Below are 19,490 nucleotides of genomic sequence, written 5' to 3'. Positions count from 1 at the left end.
TTGCAACGCTGTTCTAAGCTCTCTGTCGTGTTGTCTAAAGAAAGGCCAAGGAGTTTGCATGCGGTTCCCCGGATTGAAAGTAGTAATGGCCTTGAGCGTTGTCACCCTGCTGACTGCTTGCGACAAGGAAAAACCGCCCGAGGAATACTTGCCACGGGTGTTCGTACAAGTGGTAAAGCCGGTGGATTATGCGGCCCCGGTCACGCTGACCGGTGACATCCAGGCCCGGGTTCAGACCGAACTGTCATTTCGCGTTGGCGGCAAAATCATCCAGCGTTCGGTGGATGTCGGTGATCGGGTGACGGCCAAGCAAGTGCTGGCCCGGCTCGACCCCAAGGATCTGCAGACCAACGTTGATTCGGCGCAGGCGCAAGTGGTCGCCGAGCAGGCCCGGGTCACGCAGAGCTCCGCGGCGTTCGTGCGCCAGCAGAAACTCCTGCCCAAGGGCTACACCAGCCAGAGCGAATACGACACGGCCCAGGCGGCGTTGCGCAGCAGCCAGAGCGCCTTGAGCGCGGCTCAGGCGCAGTTGGCCAACGCCAAGGATCAACTGAGCTACACCGCCCTGATTGCCGATGCCCCCGGCATCATTACCGAGCGTCAGGCAGAAGTTGGCCAGGTGGTGCAGGCGACCATGCCTATTTTCACCTTGGCCCGCGATGGCGACCGGGACGCAGTATTCAACGTTTATGAGTCGCTGCTGGCCGAAAAGCCAACCGATGACACCATCGTTCTCAGTCTGCTCGATAACCCCAAGATCAAAACCACCGGCACGGTGCGCGAAGTGACCCCGGCTGTATCTGCCGAGTCCGGGACTGTGCAGGTCAAGGTCGGGCTCAACAGCTTGCCCCCCGGCATGCAGCTGGGCTCGGTGGTCAGCGCCACGGCCAAGGGCTCCGGAAAAACGGCGGTTGAGCTGCCATGGTCGGCCCTGACCAAAAATATCAGTGAACCTGCCGTCTGGCTGGTGGATGACAAGGGGCAGGCGCAGTTGCACACAGTTACCGTCGGCCGCTATCTGACGGGCAAGGTCATCATCAGCAAAGGGCTCACTGGCGGGGAAAAAGTCATCATTGCCGGCGGACAACTATTGCACCCGGGCATGCCGGTCGAAATTGCTGAAAACACCTACAAGGATCTGCAAATGGGAGCACAGCCATGAGGCCTCTATGGGCGTTGTCCATCGGGCTGCTGCTGAGCGCCTGTTCCGAAAAGGAGCCGCCGCCGGAGCCGATCCGCCCGGTGCTGTCGATCAAGGTGCAAGCCTTGAGCGAAGAGGATCTGGGGCGGTTCGCCGGTACCATTCAGGCACGCTACGAAAGCAACACCGGCTTTCGCGTGGCGGGACGCATTGCCAGTCGAAACGTCGATGTCGGGGCCGAAGTCGACAAGGGTACGCTGCTTGCCACCCTTGATCCGTCCGATCAGCAGAACCAATTGCGTTCAGCCCAGGGTGACCTGGCAAAAATCCAGGCGCAGTTGATCAATGCCAAGGCCACGGCCTTGCGTCAACAAGCCCTGTTTGATCGCGGGGTGGGCGCACAGGCGCAGCTGGATGCTGCCACGACGAACCTGAAAACCACCCAGGCTTCTCTCGACCAGGCCCGTGCAGCGGTTGACCAGAGCAAGGATCAGCTCAGTTACACCGAGTTGCGCTCGGACCACAAAGCCGTGGTCACCGCGTGGAACGCCGAGGCCGGGCAAGTGGTGTCGGCCGGTCAGCAAGTGGTAACGCTCGCGCAACCGGACATCAAGGAAGCGGTGATCGACCTGCCCGATACCCTGGTCGATCAACTGCCCAGCGATGTGGTATTCCAGGTCGCCGCGCAACTTGATCCGGACACCCATACCACGGCAGTCATCCGCGAAATCGAGCCACAGGCACAGAGCGCCACGCGCACCCGTCGCGCCCGCCTGACCCTGGCCGAAACGCCGCCGGGGTTGCGCCTGGGCACGGCGATCAGCGTCACCCTGAGTTCGGCCATCAAGCCGCGCATCGAGCTGCCCCTCACTGCATTGCAGGAGGTAGACGGCAAGCCGCGTATCTGGGTGATCGATCCACAAAACAAAACGGTGTCGCCACGGGAGGTCAGCATCATCAGCCGCACCGACAATTCAGTGGTGCTGGCCGGCGGCGTAAAGAACGGCGAGCGTGTGGTCAGTGCCGGTGTGCATAGCCTCAAACCGGGGCAGCAAGTGAAATTCGACGAGGACAGTCAATGAAAGGGCCTTTCAACCTCTCGGAATGGGCCCTCAAGCATCAGTCGTTCATCTGGTATCTGATGTTCGTCGCGTTGCTGATGGGCGTGTTCTCGTACTTCAACCTTGGGCGCGAAGAAGACCCTTCGTTCACCATCAAGACCATGGTGATCCAGAGCAAATGGCCGGGGGCCACCCAGGAGGAGACCCTTGAGCAGATCACCGACCGCATCGAGAAAAAACTCGAGGAGCTCGACTCGCTCGACTACGTGAAAAGCTACACGCGCCCTGGCGAATCGACGGTGTACGTGTACCTGCGCGACACCACCAGTGCCGAGGACATCCCGGAGATCTGGTACCAGGTACGCAAGAAGATCAACGACATCCGTGGCCAGTTCCCCCAAGGCATGCAGGGGCCCGGGTTCAACGACGAGTTCGGCGACGTGTTCGGCTCGGTCTACGCGTTCACTGCCGATGGCCTGACCATGCGCCAGTTGCGCGATTACGTGGAGCAAGCCCGAGCCGAGATTCGCGGAGTGCCGGGGCTGGGCAAGATCGAAATGGTCGGCCAACAGGACGAAGTGCTGTACCTGAACTTCTCCACACGCAAACTCGCGGCGTTGGGTATTGATCAGCGCCAGGTGGTGCAGAGCCTGCAGTCGCAGAACGCCGTGACCCCTGCCGGGGTGATCGAGGCCGGACCGGAGCGCATTTCGGTCCGCACGTCGGGGCAGTTCGCTTCGGAAAAGGACCTTGCCGAGGTCAATCTCAAACTCAATGACCGCTTCTATCGTCTGTCCGATATCGCCGAGATCAGTCGCGGCTATGTTGATCCCGCATCGCCGGAATTCCGCTTCAACGGTACACCGGCCATTGGCCTGGCAATTGCCATGCAGAAGGGCGGCAACGTCCAGGCCTTCGGCAAGGCCTTGCACGAACGCATCAACCAACTGACTGCCGACTTGCCCGTGGGTGTCGGCATACACAACGTGTCCGATCAGGCGGTGGTGGTGGAAGAAGCTGTTGGCGGCTTCACCAGTGCGCTGTTCGAGGCCGTGGTGATCGTGCTGGTGGTGAGCTTCATCAGCCTTGGCGTGCGGGCCGGGTTGGTGGTGGCCTGTTCGATTCCATTGGTGCTGGCGATGGTGTTTGTATTCATGGAATACAGCGGCATCACCATGCAGCGGATCTCCCTCGGCGCCCTGATCATTGCCCTGGGCCTGCTGGTGGACGATGCCATGATCACCGTGGAAATGATGGTCACGCGCCTGGAAATGGGCGAGACCAAGGAGCAGGCGGCCACCTTCGCCTACACCTCCACAGCCTTCCCGATGCTCACCGGTACGCTGGTGACAGTGGCGGGTTTCGTGCCGATCGGTTTGAACGCCAGTTCTGCCGGTGAATACACCTACACGCTGTTTGCGGTCATTGCCTGTGCGATGCTGGTGTCGTGGGTGGTGGCGGTACTGTTCGCGCCGGTGCTGGGTGTGCACATCCTCAGCGCCAACGTGAAGCCTCACGAAGGCGAGCCGGGGCGCGTCGGCAAGGCTTTCAACGGCGGGTTGTTATGGTGCATGCGCAATCGCTGGTGGGCCATCGGCATCACCGTGCTGTGCTTCGCACTGTCGGTGTTTTGCATGCGCTTTGTACAGAACCAGTTCTTCCCGTCTTCGGATCGTCCGGAAATCCTGGTGGACCTGAACCTGCCGCAAAACGCCTCCATCGAAGAAACCCGCAAGGCAGTCGATCGTCTCGAGGCCACGCTCAAGGATGACCCGGATATCGTGCGCTGGAGCACTTACATCGGCCAGGGTGCGATCCGTTTCTACCTGCCTCTGGACCAGCAATTGCAAAACCCGTATTACGCGCAACTGGTGATCGTCAGCAAGGGCGAGAGTCGTGAAGCCCTGAGCCAGCGGATTCGCGATCGCTTGCGCCAGGACTTCGTCGGTATCGGCGGTTATGTCCAGGCGCTGGAAATGGGCCCGCCGGTGGGGCGCCCGATCCAGTACCGGGTCAGTGGCAAAGACATCGACCAGGTACGCCGGCATGCCATCGACCTGGCCACCGAGCTGGACAAGAATCCGCACATCGGCGAGATCATTTACGACTGGAACGAGCCGGGCAAAGTACTGCGCATCGACATTGCACAGGACAAGGCGCGCCAACTGGGGTTGTCTTCCCAGGACGTCGCCAACCTGATGAACAGTATCGTCAGCGGCTATCCGGTGACCCAGGTGGATGACAACATTTATCTGATCAACGTGGTCGGCCGTGCAGTGGATTCCGAACGAGGTACGCCGGAGACCCTGCAGAACCTGCAGATCGTCAGCCCCAACGGCACGTCGATTCCGCTGCTGGCATTTGCCACGGTGCGCTACGAACTGGAGCAGCCGTTGGTGTGGCGTCGAGATCGTCTGCCGACCATCACCATCAAGGCGGCGGTGCGCGACGCGATTCAGCCAACCGATCTGGTGAAGCTGCTCAAACCGTCCATCGACGCCTTCGCCGCCAAGCTGCCCGCAGGCTACAAGGTCGCCACTGGCGGTACGGTTGAGGAAAGCGGCAAGGCCCAGGGGCCGATTGCCAAGGTTGTGCCGTTGATGCTGTTCCTGATGGCGACCTTCCTGATGATCCAGTTGCACAGCGTGCAGAAGATGTTCCTGGTGGCCAGCGTGGCGCCGCTGGGCTTGATCGGCGTGGTCATTGCGCTGGTGCCGACGGGAACGCCCATGGGCTTTGTGGCGATCCTGGGGATTCTCGCGCTGATCGGCATCATCATCCGCAACTCGGTAATCCTGGTCACGCAGATCCACGAGTACGAGGAGAAAGGCTATGCGCCGTGGGATGCGGTGTTCCAGGCGACCGAGCACCGGCGCCGCCCGATCCTGTTGACGGCGGCGGCGGCGAGCCTGGGCATGATCCCGATTGCGCGGGAGGTGTTCTGGGGGCCGATGGCCTACGCGATGATCGGCGGGATCATCGTCGCGACCTTGCTGACACTGCTGTTTCTGCCGGCGTTGTATGTGGCTTGGTACAAGATTCGCGAGCCGAAGAACGACTCATCGGTTTCTGCTCCATGATCTTTCCGGTTACATTTTTGGGAACGGTCTGACTTACAACGCCGGTGAATTGCATTAGCGTCCCTTCTCCATTTGGAGGAGGGTCGCTGGATGTCTACCGTCGTTTACTGGTTGCGCCATGTATTGCTTCTGGCAGGCCTGTGCCTGTCGTCCGGCGTGGCGGCCGCGATCGTACTGGAAAATCCCCAGTGGCGTATCGAGCTTGATCCCGCGACCCTGGCCATTCTCGTCACACCATCGGGCAGGGCGGCGGTTCAGGCATCGGCGGGGGTGGCCGGGCACAAGGTCAGTGAGCTCGTCCGGCAGGGTCATCGCCTCGACTGGAAATGGGATGATGGCGCCTGGGTGCTCAGTGTCCGCCTTGAACAGAACGAACTGTCATTCTCGATCACCGCAAGCAAACCCGGGGATCTGGACTTCCTGCACCAGCCCGGTATTGCAATGGGCAAGGGGCTGGTCTGGCCATTGGCGGAAGGGCGCTATGTGCCCGCGAATGATCCGGTCTGGCGTGATTTTCTCTTGGAACAAGCCCGCTTCAACACCACCCAGGACCTGAGCCTGCCGCTGTGGGGTGTCGACCACGACGGGTTCACCCTGAACTGGCTGATGACCAATCCTTATAACAATCAACTGACCTTCAGCGCCGATGGCAAGGCCCTGGCGCTGACTGCGCGACACCAGTTCACCTCGCTCAAGCCCACAACGCCGTTGACGTTCACGCTGTTGCTCGGCGATGAAGACCCACTGGCGGGCGCCAAACGCTACAGGCAGTGGCTGATCGATAACGGTCGCTACGAAACCTTGAGCAGCAAGATCGAAAAAACCCCGCTGGCCAGCAAGCTGTTGGGCGCCAGTCATGTCTACCTGTGGGGCAATGATCTGTTGGGGCCCAAGGACGTGCGTGACTGGCCTGCGCTGCTCAACCATTTGCGTGGCAAAGGCGCTTTGGCCAGTGAACTGCGCACCGGGCTGGATCCCGAAGCGAGGCAGATTCTCGAGGGCGCCGCGTCGTTCAACTACGAGAAAACCATGCTGCTGCGTGGTCTCAATCGGGCTTTGAATACCCTGGCGCGCAAAAATTGGCAGGCGCGACCGGTGCCGGACATGCAGGCGCTTGCAGGCGGGTATGCAGAGCTGAGGGCGCAGTTGGCCAACACCATGCCCGATGCCTTGACTCCAACGCCCGAGCGCTGGGGAGGGAGCTTGTCGCTTGACACGCTGGAGCGGTTGCAGAAGTCCGGGCTGTCACGTTTGTGGCTGGGGCTCGGGGAGGGCTGGGAAGGCGGTCTCTGGCATCCGGAAGCGGTTCGCGCGGGTGTGGCGGCGGGGTATCTGATGGCGCCGTATGACTCCTATGAAACCGCACTGGCCCGCGACGAGAACCCGGACTGGACCACGGCTCATCTGGGTGACAAGGCCAATATCGAGTGCGCCGTCGTGCTCAAGGACGGCACGTTGAAAAGCGGCTTCCAGCAGTCTGGCCACTACACCGACCCGCACTGCGTGCGATCGTTGCTGCAAACGCGGGTCAAGGCGGTTCAGGCGGCGGCCGGCTTTAACAGCTGGTTTCTCGATGCCTATGCTACCGGCATGCTGTTCGACAGCTATCGCCCCGAAGCTCCGATGACCCAGGCGCAGAATGCCGAAGGCAATATCGCGGCGTCGCGCTGGATCAATGAAGTCATGCAATTGCCCGCGGGGTCCGAGGACGGCAATGCGACCACCGCTCAGGGGGTGCTGTTCGCCCATGGCATGCAGACGCCAGTGATAGGTTGGGGCGATGTCGAACTGAGCAAAAACCCTCAGTCCGAGTACTACCTCGGCAATTGGTATCCACCGGAGCAACCGGCGGTGTTCTTCAAGCAAGTGCCGATGAAAGAGCCTTACCGACACATTCATTTCGATCCGGCGAGTCGCTTGCCTTTGTATCAGGCGGTATTCCACGGTTCGGTCATCACCAGCCACCATTGGCTGTTCGACAGTCTGAAACTGAGCAACGTACGGGCGCAGAATGAGCTGGCCCAGCTGCTCTACAACGTACCGCCGCTCTATCACTTGAGTGCCTCGACGCTTGAGCAGCGATTGCCGCTGATCGAGCGTCAGGATGCGTTCTTTCGTCCCTTGCACGAGCGCCTCGCGACGCAGGCGATGACGCAATTTCATTGGCTGACCGAGGATCGTCTGGTGCAACAGACCACGTTCGATGATGGTACGCGGCTGCGGGCAAACTTTGATGAGCGCACGCGCCAGGTGCAGGGGCAGGCGTTACCGGGCCATAGCATTACCGTGCTGTCACCGGATGGCGCTGTAAGCCGGTATCGGGTGGACGCCGTGCCTTGAAGGCATCAGACTTTGCGCCAGACACTCGCCAGCCAGGGCTGCTGCTCTCGCGGCAGCCCCGCCGGCCGGTAGTAGTGTTCCAGCTCGACAAACCCTGCGTTGGTCAGTAGCTGCTGCCAGGTTGCGAGGTCGTGATAGGACCCATACCGAGGTCCATTCCAGCCTTCCTGGTTGTCGCCCCGTGGATTGGAGCTGAACAACACACCGCCCGGTTTCAACGTTTCGCGCAACTGCTGCAACACACGTGGCAACTCCTGACGGGGAATGTGAAACAGCACCGCGTTGGCAAAAATTCCGTCGAAGCGTTCGGCCGGCAGATCGAGTTTCAGAAAGTCCTGCTGCCAGACTTCGCAACTGCTGTCCTGGTGCGCCATCTGCGCAAACTTTTCCGAACCATCCAGGCCAACCGCTCTGTGTCCCATACGGGTGAAGGTTTGCAGGTCACGACCGGGGCCGCAGCCGAAGTCGAGAATGTCGAACGGGGCCTCACCCTGGATATGCCGCAACAGCGCATCGATGTTCTGGCTGACATCGTGGTCACGCGTCCCTTCACGAAAACCTTCGGCCACCGAGTTGTAATGGCCCAAGGTGGTGGAGGTGATCTGCTCAAGGTCGTCGGGTGTCTGTTTCATGGTCGGCTGCGCAGGTAAGTGGGATTGGCCGAATATACGCCATGGAGCCGCAGGCTGCTGCGCAGCCCATCGCGAGCAGGCTCACTCCCACAGTTGACCACGTACTCCTGGACGACATTGGTCCAATGTGGGAGCGGGCTTGCTCGCGAAAGCGGTGTTACTGACACCTGATCACTAAAGCCAGACTCAGCCCTGCTTCATCCCCAGGCATTCAATGGACCGGTCAACCATCGCCTTGGCGATCTCCAGCAAATGCCAAACCGAAAACACCATGGCCCTGTCGGCCCCATGCAAGTGGTCACCACACTGATACGCCGTCACCGAAGCACAGCGCAGCAGATCAGCGATGTAGAGTTGGGTGTCTTCGAAGCTCACGTCTTTGCTGACGTTGTAAAACCGAAGTTCGTCCGGTGCGGTGGGGTGTTCGCCGGTGAGGTAGAAATCGATGGCGCGGTAAAGGGCGGAGCGATCTCTTGGCGGGTCGTCGGTGGGGCCGTGTTGGGCGGATGTTTCAGGTGGTGGGTCGGGGACGGATTTTTTCATTGGTAAAACTCCTGGAGTTAACTGGAGCCAACCGATATCGCGACTAAACGATCAGGGGTGGCGGCTGCACGCAGGTTAGTCGACCGGTCTCCAGGCACTACCGGCGCACCCGAAGGTGCCCTGCGCACAGCCACCATAACGTTCAGGCAATGAAACGCCTGGAACGAGGTGGCACTGTGCGCCTGGAAAGATCCGGGCGACTAAACCCGATCACTGATGAGCAGTGACCGACCGAGACTAGCCACACGATTTGACAGGCGCAAGCGAGCGAAATGATCTAGGAAACGTCCTGCAAAGGAAAGCGAATTGGCCTTCGGAAAGGCTGAATTTCCTGTGCGAAATATCGCTTTTCCATCATCACTTATCGCTTGTTCAACCCCCGAGCCAAGCGATCCCCACCCAGTTGAATAATCGCCACCAACACCACCAGCAACACAATCACTGTCAACATGATCTGGCTATCAAACCGCTGGTACCCATACCGATACGCAATGTCCCCCAGCCCACCGGCACCAATCGCCCCGGCCATGGCCGATGAGTTGATCATCGTCACCAGCGTGATCGTGAACCCACCGACGATCCCCGGCAACGCCTCAGGCAACAGCACATGCCAGACGATGTGCCAGCGCCGGCAGCCCATGGCTTGCGCGGCTTCGACCAACCCATGGTCGACTTCACGCAAACTCACTTCAGCAATCCGCGCAAAGAACGGCGTCGCCGCGATGGTCAGCGGCACCACGGCTGCCCAGACGCCGTAAGTGGTGCCCACGATCAGACGCGTGAATGGAATCAAGGCCACCATCAGGATCAGAAAAGGTATCGAGCGAAACAGGTTCACGAAAGCGCCCAGCACGCGGTTCAGCGCCGGGGCCTGGTAGATGCCGCCCTTGTCGCTGGTGACCAGGATCACGGCCATCGGTATGCCCGCCAGCAGCGCGATCAGTGATGAAACTCCGACCATCAAAAACGTATCGATGAAACCTTGCAGCAAGCGATCAAACCACATAACCCAGCACCTCTGCTTGTTGTGCCCATTTGCCGGCGCGCTGACGCAACTCTGCCGCGCCGAGCGCCGAGCCGCTCACCGCCAGCAGCAATTGACCGAGCGCATGGCCCTGAATCCGTTCCACGCCGCCCTGCAACAAGCGCACGCGACCGCCGAGTGCGGCGAACAGCGCTGCCAGATCCGGCTCGTCCGTTGCACTGCCAGTGAATTGCAAACGCAGCACCAAGGCAGCGTCCGTGGACTGTGGTTGAGCCTGAAGACGACTTTGCAGTTCTTCCGGCAATGCGTGTTGCAACGGCGCCAACAATGTCTTGCTGACCTCATGCTGCGGGTTGCCGAACACTTCCCACACGGGCCCTTGCTCGACGATGCGGCCGTGCTCCAGCACCACTACGCGGTCGCAAATGTCGCGTATTACCGCCATCTCGTGGGTGATCAGCACGATGGTCAGGCCCAGGCGCTTATTAATCTCGCGCAGCAGGCCGAGAATCGATTGCGTGGTCTCCGGGTCCAGCGCTGAAGTCGCCTCGTCACACAGCAGAATCTCGGGGTCGTGTACCAGCGCACGAGCGATGCCGACGCGCTGTTTCTGGCCGCCGGACAACTGCGCAGGGTAGGCCTTGTGTTTGGCTTGCAGGCCCACAAGCTCCAGCAGTTCGCGGACTTTCTGCTCGCGTTTATCCTTGGGCACACCGGCGACTTTCAGTGGTAACTCGACGTTCTGCCAGACCGTCTTGGCAGACATCAGGTTGAAGTGCTGAAAGATCATGCCGATGCGCCGACGCAGTGCTACCAGGCGGTCCTCATCGAACTCGCCGATGTCGACCTGATCGATCAGCACCCGGCCGCTGCTCGGTTGTTCGAGGCGATTGATGGTGCGGATCAGCGAAGACTTGCCGGCACCGCTGCGACCGATGATGCCGAACACTTCACCGCGCTGGATCGCCAGGTCGATGCCGTGCAGGGCTGCCACCGGCCCCTGCTGGCCGTTGTAGGTTTTGCCCAGGCCGATGAAGCGCACATGAGCCCGGTTGAGCTGCGGGTGCAGTTCGGTGTGGTCCGCGTTATGGGGCTCCGGAATATCCAGTCGCCGTTGGATGGCAGCGCTCATGCTCAGCTTTCCCAACCGGCCTGGTACAGCTTGCCGTGAGCCTTATCCAGTGCGGCACGAACGGCCGGCGAGTGCTGGTAGATGTCGACGAATTTGATCAGGCGCGGGTCGGTTTTGCTTTTCGGCTGGATCACGAACTGGATCACGTACTCCTTGTGATCCAGGCCATCGAACAGCAGGGCAGAGCCGGCGTCGAAGGTCTTCGACAGGCGGATGTAGGCAGGGTAGCCCTGGACCAGGTCGGCATCGTCGTAGGCACGCACCAGTTGCACGGCTTCGACCTGGAGGATTTTGATTTTCTTCGGGTTGGCGATGATGTCCTCTTCGGTGGCTTTGTAGCCAACGCCTGGCTTGAGGGTGATCAGGCCGGCCTTGGCCAGCAGCTGCAAACCGCGACCGCTGTTGATCGGGTCATTGGCGATGGCAACGCTGGCGCCTTCGGGCAGCTCATCGAAGCTTTTGTATTTCTTCGAGTAGAGGCCGACGTTGTTGATGATCCCCGGTGCGAACGGCACCAGCTCAAAACCGGAGGCGGCTTTGGCGTTTTCCAGGAACGGGATGTGCTGGAAGTAGTTCACATCGATGTCGCCGGCGGCGAGGCTGACGTTGGGGGCGATCCAGTCGGTGAACTCGACGAGTTCGACTTTCAGGCCTTGTTTACCGGCCTCTTCTACGGCGGCCTCCAGAGGAATGGCGAAGGCCGCGGTGGTGCCGATTTTCAGTGGTGCGTCGGCGGCAAAGGTCACCGAGCTGAAGAGGCCGAGGGCCAGGGCCAGTGCTTTGACTGGTTGAGAGAGGTAGTTCTTGGTCATGATGTTTTTCCAGTCAGTTCGTTTATATGGGCACGCATTTTGTGGCGAGGGGGCTTGCCCCCGTTGGGCTGCGAAGCGACCCCAAAGGCATTCATGGGTGTGGCAGGTAAAACGGGTATGCAGGCTTGCGACTGCTATGCAGTCGAACGGGGGCAAGCCCCCTCGCCACAGCGTTGGTGTCGGTAGTGAGAGCCGGTATGTTGTTCAGGTAAAAGCGCCTTTTGCTGAAACAGCTTTTCGCGCAAGGTGCCGCTGTCGTAAGCGGTCTTGTACGACCCACGCCGTTGCAGTTCCGGTATCACCAGCTCGATGAAATCCTCATAACTTTCCGGGGTAACGATGCGGGTCAGGTTGAAGCCGTCGAGGCCGGTTTCGGCGATCCACGATTCCAGTTCGTCGGCCACCTGTTCAGGTGAGCCGACCACGGTGATGTAGCGGCCGCCGAGGGCGTGTTGTTCAAGCAGCTTGCGCCGGGTCCAGTCGTTGTTTTGCAGGTGTTTGGTGGCGGACTGGATGGCATTGCTCTTGACGTACTGGATCGGCTCGTCGATGGCGTATTCGGAAAAGTCGATCCCGGTTGAGGCCGAGAAATGTGCGACGCCGGCCTCTGCGCTGGCGTAGCTCAGGTATTCGGCGTGCTTGGCCCACGCCAGCTCTGGCGTGGCGCCGACGATCACGTTCAGGCCCATGAACACCTTGATGTCATCCGCATTGCGTCCCGCCTCGACGGCACTGGCGCGAACCTTGTCCACCTGCACCTTGGTCGACGCTTTGGTCTGGCCGCTGATGAACACGCACTCGGCGTGGCGCCCGGCGAACAGCAAACCGCGATCCGAGCTGCCGGCCTGGAACAGCACCGGCGTGCGTTGTGGCGACGGCTCGCAGAGGTGGTAGCCCTCGACCTGATAAAACTCGCCCTTGTGTTCGACCTTGTGCACTTTTTCCGGTTGGGCGTAGATCCGCTGCTGCGGATCGTTCAACACCGCGCCGTTTTCCCAACTGCCTTCCCAGAGTTTGTAGAGCACCTGCAGGTACTCGTCGGCCTGGTCGTAACGCCGGTCGTGCTCGACCTGTTCGCGCAGGCCCATGGCCTTGGCGGCGCTGTCGAGGTAGCCGGTGACGATGTTCCAGCCGACCCGGCCACGGCTCAGGTGGTCCAGGGTGGACATGCGCCGGGCGAACAGATACGGCGGCTCGTAGGTGAGGTTGGCGGTGAGGCCGAAGCCAAGGTTTTTCGTCACCGCCGCCATGGCCGAAACCAGCAGCAAGGGATCGTTGACCGGCAGCTGGATCGACTCTTTGAGCGGCACGTCCACCGAGTTCTGGTACACGTCGTAGACGCCGACTATGTCGGCGATGAACAAACCGTCGAACAACCCGCGCTCGAGCAGTTGCGCCAGTTTGGTCCAGTATTCGATGGTGTTGTAGCGGGTCGAGGTATCGCGCGGGTGCGTCCACAGACCGTGGTTGATGTGCCCGATGCAGTTCATGTTGAAGGCATTGAGCAGGATTTTCTTTTTCCCCATCAGATGGTCCCCCGCAGTGGCGGGTTTTCATCGTTGAGGTAGTAGTTGCCGACGGCGTGATACTTCCAGCGTACCGGGTCGTGCAGGGTATGCACGCGGGCGTTGCGCCAGTGACGATCAAGACCGTGTTCGATCAGGGTCGCCTGGCTGCCGGCCAGTTCAAACAAGGTGCTGCCGGCGGCAAGGGAGATCTCGGTGCTGATGGCCCGGGCTTCGGCTACCGCTATTGAAGCAGCGGCGACGGATTCGGCATGGGTGTCGGCTTGGGCGTTGTCGAGGAACTCACCGGCGCGTTCCAGCAGTGCCTCGGCGGCGTGCAGGCGAATGCTCAGGTGGCCGAAGCTCTTGAGCGTCAGTGGGTCTTCGCTGGCTTTGTCGTGGGTGGCGTCGATCCATGGGCGGGTTTTGGTCCGCACAAAATGCAGCGCATCTTCGTAGGCCGCGCGGGCGATACCGGTGTCGATGGCCGCGTGGAGAATCTGCGCCAGCGGGCCGACCGGGGTCGGGCGCTCGAAGGCGCTCTGGAACGGGATCACGTCTTGCGCGGCAACGTAAACATCCTCGAACACTACCGAGCCACTGCCGGTGGTGCGCTGACCGAAACCGCTCCAGTCGTCGATTACAGTCAGGCCTTTGCTATTGCGCGGGACAAACGCCAATTGCTGCACGCCGTGTTCATCCACCACTGATGTGGGGATGCGCTGGGCGTAAATAGCCCCCGTGGCGTAGAACTTGCGACCGTTGATGCGATAGCCGCTGGCGTCGCGGGTCAGGCTTGTGACGCGGTCGTGAGCGGTTTTGGTGCCGAGTTCGGCTAGGGCATTGCCAAAGCGTTGCCCAGCCAAAACTTCTTCATAAAGGCGTTTTTTTTGATCGGCGCTGCCATTGACCCGCAGCACTTCCAGTGCATAGAAATGGTTCTGCGGAATTTGCCCGAGCGAGCCATCGGCCTGGGCAATCAGCGCGATGACTTTGGCCAGCGTGACATTGGAAACACCGGCGCCACCGTACTCTTTTGGCACGCTGATGCCCCACAGGCCTGAACGGGAAAACACCTCCAGTTCCGGGTACGGCAACCGGCGTTCGCGGTCGCGCAGGGCGCTGTCGCGTTTGAAATCTTCGGCCAGATCGCTGGCGACGATCAGGGCTTGCTCATCGCTGGTGATGACCGCGACGTGGTGAGAACTTGTCATGTGCTTCTCCAGAGATCTGGTCAAAAGTGTTCTGGTCGTTAAATCCAGGAGTGGCGAGCGGGCAGGGTGCCGTTCAGGCGGTAGGTGCCGACCGCGTAATACTTCCAGCGCACCGGGTCGTGCAGCGTGTGCACCCGGGCGTTACGCCAGTGGCGATCGAGGTTGAATTCGGCGAGGGCAGCGCGGCTGCCGGCCAGTTCGAACAGCTTCTCGCTGGCCAGCAACGAGATCTCGGTGGTCAGCACTTTGGCTTCAGCCACGGCAATCGAGGCGCTGGCGGCAGAGTCGACGGTGAGCGGCGAAGCGCTGACCTGATCGAGCACCTGCCCGGCCTTGCGCAACAGCGCTTCGGCGGCGTGCAACTCGATTTTCAGTTTGCCGATGTCGGCAATCACATACAGGTCATCGCTGGCTCGCTCGACATTGGCATCGATCCACGGCCGGGCGCGGGTTTTCACGAAGTTGATGGCGTCGTCGATGGCGCCTCGGGCGATGCCGGCGTCGATAGCGGCCTGGATCAACTGCGAGACCGCGCCCTGGATGTTCGGCGAGTCGTTGATTTTCCAGTTATCCACAACCAGTTCGGCATCGACCCGCACGTTGTTGAGCAAAATGGTGCCGCTGGCAGTGGTGCGCTGACCGAAGCCCGACCAGTCATCGACAATGCGCAATCCCGGGGTGCCGCGACGGATGAAAGCCAGCACTTGTTTGCCGTCATCGTTCAGCGCCTTGACCGCGACCCAATGGGCGAACAGCGCGCCGGTGGAATAGAACTTCTGCCCGTTCAGGATGAAACCATCGCCGTCGGCGGTGATCCGGGCCTTGAGTTCCAGGGTATTTTTGCTGCCGCGTTCAGGGCCTGCGTTGCCGATTCGCCAGCCATCCAGCACGCTTTTGAACAGCTGTTTTTTCTGCGTTTCGGTGGCACTGCCTAGCAGCAGATTGAGAATGCCGAACTGGTTTTGCGGGATCTGCCCCAATGCCGGGTCGGCCGCGGAAATGATCGCGAAGACCTCAGCCAGGGTGACGAACGAAACCTGCGGCCCCCCATACTCACGGGGAATGGAAATACTGCCCAGGCCGCTGCGGGTGAACTGTTCGATTTCTGACCACGGCAACTTGCGCTGCTGGTCGCGTTTTGCTGCTTGCTGGCGGGCAACCTGCGCCAGCTCATGGGCGGCCTTGAGCGCCTGGGCATCGTTGCGCAAGACTTGTGCGGGCAACAACAGCGGGGCGATGTCCAGATCACTGTGGACGATTGCATCTGCCAGACTGGACATCAGTGCCGCTCCTTGGCTGCACGCAATGCCCTGGCGATCTGCACTGGGGTGATTGTGTTCCGGACCATACCTACCTCTCATCTCATGGCGTCGTCGCGTTGTGCGACGAACGAAATCAAGAATGTCCGGTGGTCCGGTTTATATACCCTAAACGTGTATAAATTTTTTATGAACTAACTTTTAGGAATATGAATAGAAGGAGGCCCTCATGCCTCGCGGGGGGCACGAGGCCTTCCGGTGTCATCGCTGGAAGGACTCTGCGGCCCTGAAAGGTATTTTCTTCGGGACGTGCAGCCAAGGACCGCAGCCGATTTTCAGCGTTCTTGGGGGCGCCCAGCGTGAGTTATTGCCCACGCGGTCGAGGATGCAGTAAGTCACTTCAAGTCGCAGGTCTTCACCGGCTTCGAGGATGACTGCCGGTGGTACCCAAACCTGAATCGGCTGGCCCACATCGCCCGCCTTCAGGCGTGGCAGGTCCATGCGTACATCGCCCCAGCGCAGGGTGATTTCGTCGTCGATGGCCATGTTCAGGTAGGGCTCGATGGTCAATGGAACACCGCGCTTGATCTGATTCGGATTGACCCCCTGGCGGCGGATCATTTCGGGGATCGTCAACGGCGCCAGGCTCTGGTTTTCATCACCGTACAGCGCCGAAGGTTGGCCGCCGGGGCAGTCGAGTTTGATCTGCACCTGCCTTGCAGCCGATACCGAAGGCCCCAGACCGATCTGCATGACCCGGTAGTGAATTCGAGAGGTGCCAGAGACGATGAAGCTTTCCGGGACGCGCAGTTGAACCGGGTGACCGATGTCCTGGCCGGTGAGCACTCTGGAGGCCACGTAGCAGTTGTCCCAGAACAATTCGATCAGGTCGCCTTCATCCATTGAGGGATAGGGCGGCACGTCGATCATCAGGTGTGCGGCCATGGTGGTGTTGATGACGGTCTTGTGTGATTGCGCCAGGGTTGGCGCTGCAAGCCTGGTTTTGTTCGAGCTGCTGGTCATGGGAGTCTCCTTGGGGTTTTGCATCGAAGTCCGTTTCGCAAGAACGAGAGTTTCGAACAGCAATACCGTTCATTACTTTGAGTTGAAATAATGATGAGCGTGATGATTGACGCGTTTGGAGACTAGATAAAGGTGCGCTTCAATAGGTGTCAATAGGGTTTGTTAGTTTGGTGCTAACTATTAAGTTATTCAGAAAGTTCCTACGAGGCGGAGTTAATAAACTCTAGCGAAGCGTCGAATTATTCCAGGCAGGCCGTTGTGTATCAGGGCGGGCGCCAACTTTTACGAAGCGCAGGCAGGACGTTTTAACGACAGCTGGCGTTCAGGAAAAACACTGCCGAACATATATATGTACCGCGCGCGCTGACAAAAAGTTGCCTGTTGTTTGTGCGGTTTAATTATGTGTGAATGGTGTGGTTGAAGAGGGTTGTAACTTCCGTCCGTGGAAGTTAGCAATTATTGCGAGGGTGTATTAGTTGTGGCTGTTGTTCAGAAACTTGCTGAGAAATTGTTTCGTTCGCTCTTCTTTCGGGTTGGCAAACAGCGCCTTGGCTTCACCTTGCTCGACGATCACACCCTTGTCGAAAAACACCACGCGATTGGCCACATCCCGGGCAAAACCCATTTCGTGAGTGACGATCACCATGGTGCGCTTTTCTTCGGCCAGGCCGCGAATGGTCGCAAGAACTTCGCCTACCAATTCCGGATCAAGCGCCGAGGTCGGTTCATCGAACAGGATCACTTCCGGTTCCATCGCCAGCGCCCGGGCAATTGCCACGCGCTGTTGCTGGCCACCGGAGAGGCGTCGCGGGTAAGCGTCCTCTTTGCCTGCCAGGCCAACCTTGGCCAACAGTTTTTTGCCCAGGGTCACGGCCTCGGCTTGCCCGATCTTCTTCACGATGATCGGGCCTTCAATGACGTTTTCCAGGGCAGTGCGATGGGGGAACAGGTTGAAGTTCTGGAACACGAAGCCCACGTGCTGGCGCAAGCGTCGCACCAGGCCCTGTTGCTGGTTCAGGGGGCGGCTGCCATCGATCTCGATGTCACCGACCTTGATCCGGCCGCTGGTGGGCTCCTCCAGAAAATTCAGGCAGCGCAGGAAGGTGGTCTTGCCGGAACCACTGGGGCCGATAATCGCCACCACCTCGCCTTCCTTGACCTCTAGATCGATGCCGTTGAGCACGACTTGACCCTTGAACTGCTTTGTCAGTTTTTCCACGACAATCATCGGGTCAGGACTCCTGGTCATGCCGGTTGACCCGCGCTTCCAACTGATTCTGCAGGTGCGACAGCACCGTAGCCAGAACCCAGTAGATCAGTGCGGCGGCAAGATACATGGTGAAAATTTCGAAGGTGCGGGCGGTGATCAATTGCGCCTGGCGGAACAGCTCCGGTACCTGGATGGTAGCGGCCAGCGCGGTGTCCTTGACCAGCGAAATGAAGCTGTTGCCCAGCGGCGGCAGCGCCGTGCGCATCGCTTGTGGCAGGATGGCCCGACGCAGGGTCTGGGCACGGGTCATGCCGATGCTCGCAGCAGCTTCCCACTGGCCACGCTCGATCGAGCTGATCGCGGCGCGAAGGATTTCACAGGCGTAAGCGGCCATGTTCAGCGAAAAGCCGATCAGGGCTGCTGGCAGCGGATCAAGTTCCACTCCCAATTGCGGCAAGCCGTAATAGATCACGAACAGTTGCACCAGCAACGGCGTGCCGCGAAAGAACGACACGTAGATGCGGGCGATCCAGCTCACCAGTTTGAAGCGCGACAGGCGCATCAACGCCAGGCCGAAGCCCATCAGCAGGCCGAAGAACATCCCTCCCAGGCTCAAGATCACTGTGTAATACGCGCCCTTGAGCAGAAAGGGCGCGGAGTCCAGCGCAAGTTGAAAAGCTGCTTCCATTATTGAGTGACGTCTGCGTTAAAGTATTTTTCCGAGAGCTTTTTCAGGGTGCCGTCGGCACGCAGCTTGTCGATAGCCTTGTTCACTGCGGCCAGCAGTTCAGGCTCGCCTTTGCGCAGGGCGATGCCGGCTTCCTGACGGGAGAACGCATCACCGGCGGCGGTGGTGTCCTTGGCCTTCTTGGCGTATTCCAGCGCCGCGAGGCGGTCGATCAGAATGGCGTCGATACGACCGACACGCAGGTCCTGGAACTTGGTCGGATCATCTTCGTAGGTGCGGATGTCAGCGGTCGGCACATTGGCTTTCACCCACTCTTCGTAGTTGGTGCCCAGGCCTACGCCGACTTTTTTGCCAGACAGGTCAGCGGCGGACTTGATGTTCAGCTCGGCGGCCTTCTTCGTCAGCACCAGCGCCTGAATACCGGAAACGGTGTACGGCTCGGAGAAGTCGTACTTCTTCTTGCGTTCTTCAGAGATGGTCACCTGATTGATCACCGCGTCCAGACGCTTGGATTCCAGTGCCGCGAGAATGCCGTCCCATTTGGTTGGCTGCAGTTTCACCTTCACGCCCAGCTCTTTGGCCAGGGCTTCGGAGAACTCGACTTCGAAGCCGGCCAGCTTGCCGTCGGCGTCGACGAAACTGAACGGTGGGTAGGTGCCTTCCAGGCCGACGTTGATCACGCCAGCGTCTTTGATTTTTTGCAATTGCTCACCGGCAACTGCTTGGCCAATCAGGCCGGCGCTCAGAGCCAGGCCCAGCGAACCCACCAGCAGATTGCGACGTAGTGCGGAAAAATTCATGACAAGCCCCTGTGTTTTCTTATGGAAGACGCTTAAGGAAAGTTGGCAAATTTCGACTGCGACAT

Annotated in this window: 16 protein-coding genes; 4 read left to right on the top strand and 12 right to left on the bottom strand. The window is 59.9% G+C overall.

Features of this window, described 5'->3' with window-relative positions:
• The first annotated feature begins 58 nt into the window (after positions 1-58).
• The 4 genes from AC07OG_RS04535 (at position 59) to AC07OG_RS04520 (ending at position 7,622) form a co-directional block, all read left to right on the top strand.
• Positions 59-1,162 carry an efflux RND transporter periplasmic adaptor subunit gene (locus tag AC07OG_RS04535; RefSeq protein ID WP_495066321.1) on the top strand — a complete coding sequence of 368 codons (1,104 nt, stop codon included), beginning with the start codon at positions 59-61 and terminating at the stop codon, positions 1,160-1,162.
• Positions 1,159-2,223: an efflux RND transporter periplasmic adaptor subunit gene (locus AC07OG_RS04530; RefSeq protein WP_495066320.1), complete on the top strand. Its 1,065-nt coding sequence runs from the start codon at positions 1,159-1,161 to the stop codon at positions 2,221-2,223. The genes AC07OG_RS04535 and AC07OG_RS04530 overlap by 4 nt, the downstream gene beginning before the upstream one ends.
• A complete protein-coding gene (locus AC07OG_RS04525) occupies positions 2,220-5,282 on the top strand; it encodes an efflux RND transporter permease subunit (RefSeq protein ID WP_495066319.1) in 3,063 nt (1,020 codons plus the stop codon). Before AC07OG_RS04530 ends, AC07OG_RS04525 begins: the two co-directional genes overlap by 4 nt.
• Positions 5,283-5,372: 90 nt before the next feature.
• The gene (locus AC07OG_RS04520) at positions 5,373-7,622 is read left to right on the top strand and encodes a glycoside hydrolase (protein ID WP_495066318.1); all 2,250 of its coding nucleotides are present in this window, start codon (positions 5,373-5,375) and stop codon (positions 7,620-7,622) included.
• A 5-nt stretch (positions 7,623-7,627) separates the two neighbouring features.
• On the opposite strand, the gene AC07OG_RS04515 is transcribed toward AC07OG_RS04520, so the two are convergent.
• The 12 genes from AC07OG_RS04515 to tcyJ form a co-directional block, all read right to left on the bottom strand.
• The gene (locus tag AC07OG_RS04515; protein WP_495066317.1) at positions 7,628-8,254 is read right to left on the bottom strand and encodes a class I SAM-dependent methyltransferase; all 627 of its coding nucleotides are present in this window, start codon (positions 8,252-8,254) and stop codon (positions 7,628-7,630) included.
• A 186-nt stretch (positions 8,255-8,440) separates the two neighbouring features.
• Entirely contained in the window at positions 8,441-8,797 is a 357-nt protein-coding gene (locus AC07OG_RS04510) for a DUF6124 family protein (RefSeq protein WP_060543959.1), read from the bottom strand.
• Positions 8,798-9,158: 361 nt separating this feature from the next.
• Positions 9,159-9,803 carry a methionine ABC transporter permease gene (locus AC07OG_RS04505; protein ID WP_060543960.1) on the bottom strand — a complete coding sequence of 215 codons (645 nt, stop codon included), beginning with the start codon at positions 9,801-9,803 and terminating at the stop codon, positions 9,159-9,161.
• The gene (locus AC07OG_RS04500) at positions 9,793-10,914 is read right to left on the bottom strand and encodes a methionine ABC transporter ATP-binding protein (protein ID WP_495066316.1); all 1,122 of its coding nucleotides are present in this window, start codon (positions 10,912-10,914) and stop codon (positions 9,793-9,795) included. The genes AC07OG_RS04505 and AC07OG_RS04500 overlap by 11 nt, the downstream gene beginning before the upstream one ends.
• Before the next feature lie 2 nt (positions 10,915-10,916).
• The gene (locus AC07OG_RS04495; RefSeq protein ID WP_218424144.1) at positions 10,917-11,726 is read right to left on the bottom strand and encodes a MetQ/NlpA family ABC transporter substrate-binding protein; all 810 of its coding nucleotides are present in this window, start codon (positions 11,724-11,726) and stop codon (positions 10,917-10,919) included.
• A gap of 134 nt (positions 11,727-11,860) precedes the next feature.
• Positions 11,861-13,252, bottom strand: coding sequence for an LLM class flavin-dependent oxidoreductase (locus tag AC07OG_RS04490; RefSeq protein ID WP_495066315.1), 1,392 nt, complete (start codon positions 13,250-13,252; stop codon positions 11,861-11,863).
• Positions 13,252-14,445: an SfnB family sulfur acquisition oxidoreductase gene (locus tag AC07OG_RS04485; RefSeq protein WP_495066314.1), complete on the bottom strand. Its 1,194-nt coding sequence runs from the start codon at positions 14,443-14,445 to the stop codon at positions 13,252-13,254. Before AC07OG_RS04485 ends, AC07OG_RS04490 begins: the two co-directional genes overlap by 1 nt.
• 38 nt (positions 14,446-14,483) lie before the next feature.
• Positions 14,484-15,725 (bottom strand): SfnB family sulfur acquisition oxidoreductase, encoded by a 1,242-nt coding sequence (locus tag AC07OG_RS04480; RefSeq protein WP_495066313.1) that lies wholly within the window; start codon positions 15,723-15,725, stop codon positions 14,484-14,486.
• A gap of 240 nt (positions 15,726-15,965) precedes the next feature.
• The gene (locus AC07OG_RS04475) at positions 15,966-16,727 is read right to left on the bottom strand and encodes a hypothetical protein (RefSeq protein WP_495066312.1); all 762 of its coding nucleotides are present in this window, start codon (positions 16,725-16,727) and stop codon (positions 15,966-15,968) included.
• Between the two features lie 472 nt (positions 16,728-17,199).
• The gene (gene tcyN / locus AC07OG_RS04470; protein ID WP_495066360.1) at positions 17,200-17,955 is read right to left on the bottom strand and encodes an L-cystine ABC transporter ATP-binding protein TcyN; all 756 of its coding nucleotides are present in this window, start codon (positions 17,953-17,955) and stop codon (positions 17,200-17,202) included.
• Positions 17,956-17,959: 4 nt separating this feature from the next.
• Positions 17,960-18,625 carry a cystine ABC transporter permease gene (gene tcyL / locus AC07OG_RS04465; protein WP_060543968.1) on the bottom strand — a complete coding sequence of 222 codons (666 nt, stop codon included), beginning with the start codon at positions 18,623-18,625 and terminating at the stop codon, positions 17,960-17,962.
• Positions 18,625-19,425: a cystine ABC transporter substrate-binding protein gene (gene tcyJ, locus AC07OG_RS04460; RefSeq protein ID WP_060543969.1), complete on the bottom strand. Its 801-nt coding sequence runs from the start codon at positions 19,423-19,425 to the stop codon at positions 18,625-18,627. Before tcyJ ends, tcyL begins: the two co-directional genes overlap by 1 nt.
• Positions 19,426-19,490: the final 65 nt, after the last annotated feature.

The organism is Pseudomonas sp. GW821-FHT09H03, from assembly GCF_059415945.1.
This window is presented reverse-complemented; position numbering and strand designations above follow the sequence as displayed.

Bases quoted from the DNA above. Each gene is read 5' to 3' on its own strand.
- AC07OG_RS04485 (WP_495066314.1), bottom strand. From the start codon at position 14,445: ATGACAAGTTCTCACCACGTCGCGGTCATCACCAGCGATGAGCAAGCC.
- AC07OG_RS04475 (WP_495066312.1), bottom strand. From the start codon at position 16,727: ATGACCAGCAGCTCGAACAAAACCAGGCTTGCAGCGCCAACCCTGGCG.
- AC07OG_RS04510 (WP_060543959.1), bottom strand. From the start codon at position 8,797: ATGAAAAAATCCGTCCCCGACCCACCACCTGAAACATCCGCCCAACAC.
- AC07OG_RS04490 (WP_495066315.1), bottom strand. From the start codon at position 13,252: ATGGGGAAAAAGAAAATCCTGCTCAATGCCTTCAACATGAACTGCATC.
- AC07OG_RS04515 (WP_495066317.1), bottom strand. From the start codon at position 8,254: ATGAAACAGACACCCGACGACCTTGAGCAGATCACCTCCACCACCTTG.
- AC07OG_RS04530 (WP_495066320.1), top strand. From the start codon at position 1,159: ATGAGGCCTCTATGGGCGTTGTCCATCGGGCTGCTGCTGAGCGCCTGT.
- AC07OG_RS04535 (WP_495066321.1), top strand. From the start codon at position 59: ATGCGGTTCCCCGGATTGAAAGTAGTAATGGCCTTGAGCGTTGTCACC.
- AC07OG_RS04495 (WP_218424144.1), bottom strand. From the start codon at position 11,726: ATGACCAAGAACTACCTCTCTCAACCAGTCAAAGCACTGGCCCTGGCC.
- tcyL (WP_060543968.1), bottom strand. From the start codon at position 18,625: ATGGAAGCAGCTTTTCAACTTGCGCTGGACTCCGCGCCCTTTCTGCTC.
- AC07OG_RS04500 (WP_495066316.1), bottom strand. From the start codon at position 10,914: ATGAGCGCTGCCATCCAACGGCGACTGGATATTCCGGAGCCCCATAAC.
- tcyN (WP_495066360.1), bottom strand. From the start codon at position 17,955: ATGATTGTCGTGGAAAAACTGACAAAGCAGTTCAAGGGTCAAGTCGTG.
- AC07OG_RS04505 (WP_060543960.1), bottom strand. From the start codon at position 9,803: ATGTGGTTTGATCGCTTGCTGCAAGGTTTCATCGATACGTTTTTGATG.
- tcyJ (WP_060543969.1), bottom strand. From the start codon at position 19,425: ATGAATTTTTCCGCACTACGTCGCAATCTGCTGGTGGGTTCGCTGGGC.
- AC07OG_RS04480 (WP_495066313.1), bottom strand. From the start codon at position 15,725: ATGTCCAGTCTGGCAGATGCAATCGTCCACAGTGATCTGGACATCGCC.
- AC07OG_RS04520 (WP_495066318.1), top strand. From the start codon at position 5,373: ATGTCTACCGTCGTTTACTGGTTGCGCCATGTATTGCTTCTGGCAGGC.
- AC07OG_RS04525 (WP_495066319.1), top strand. From the start codon at position 2,220: ATGAAAGGGCCTTTCAACCTCTCGGAATGGGCCCTCAAGCATCAGTCG.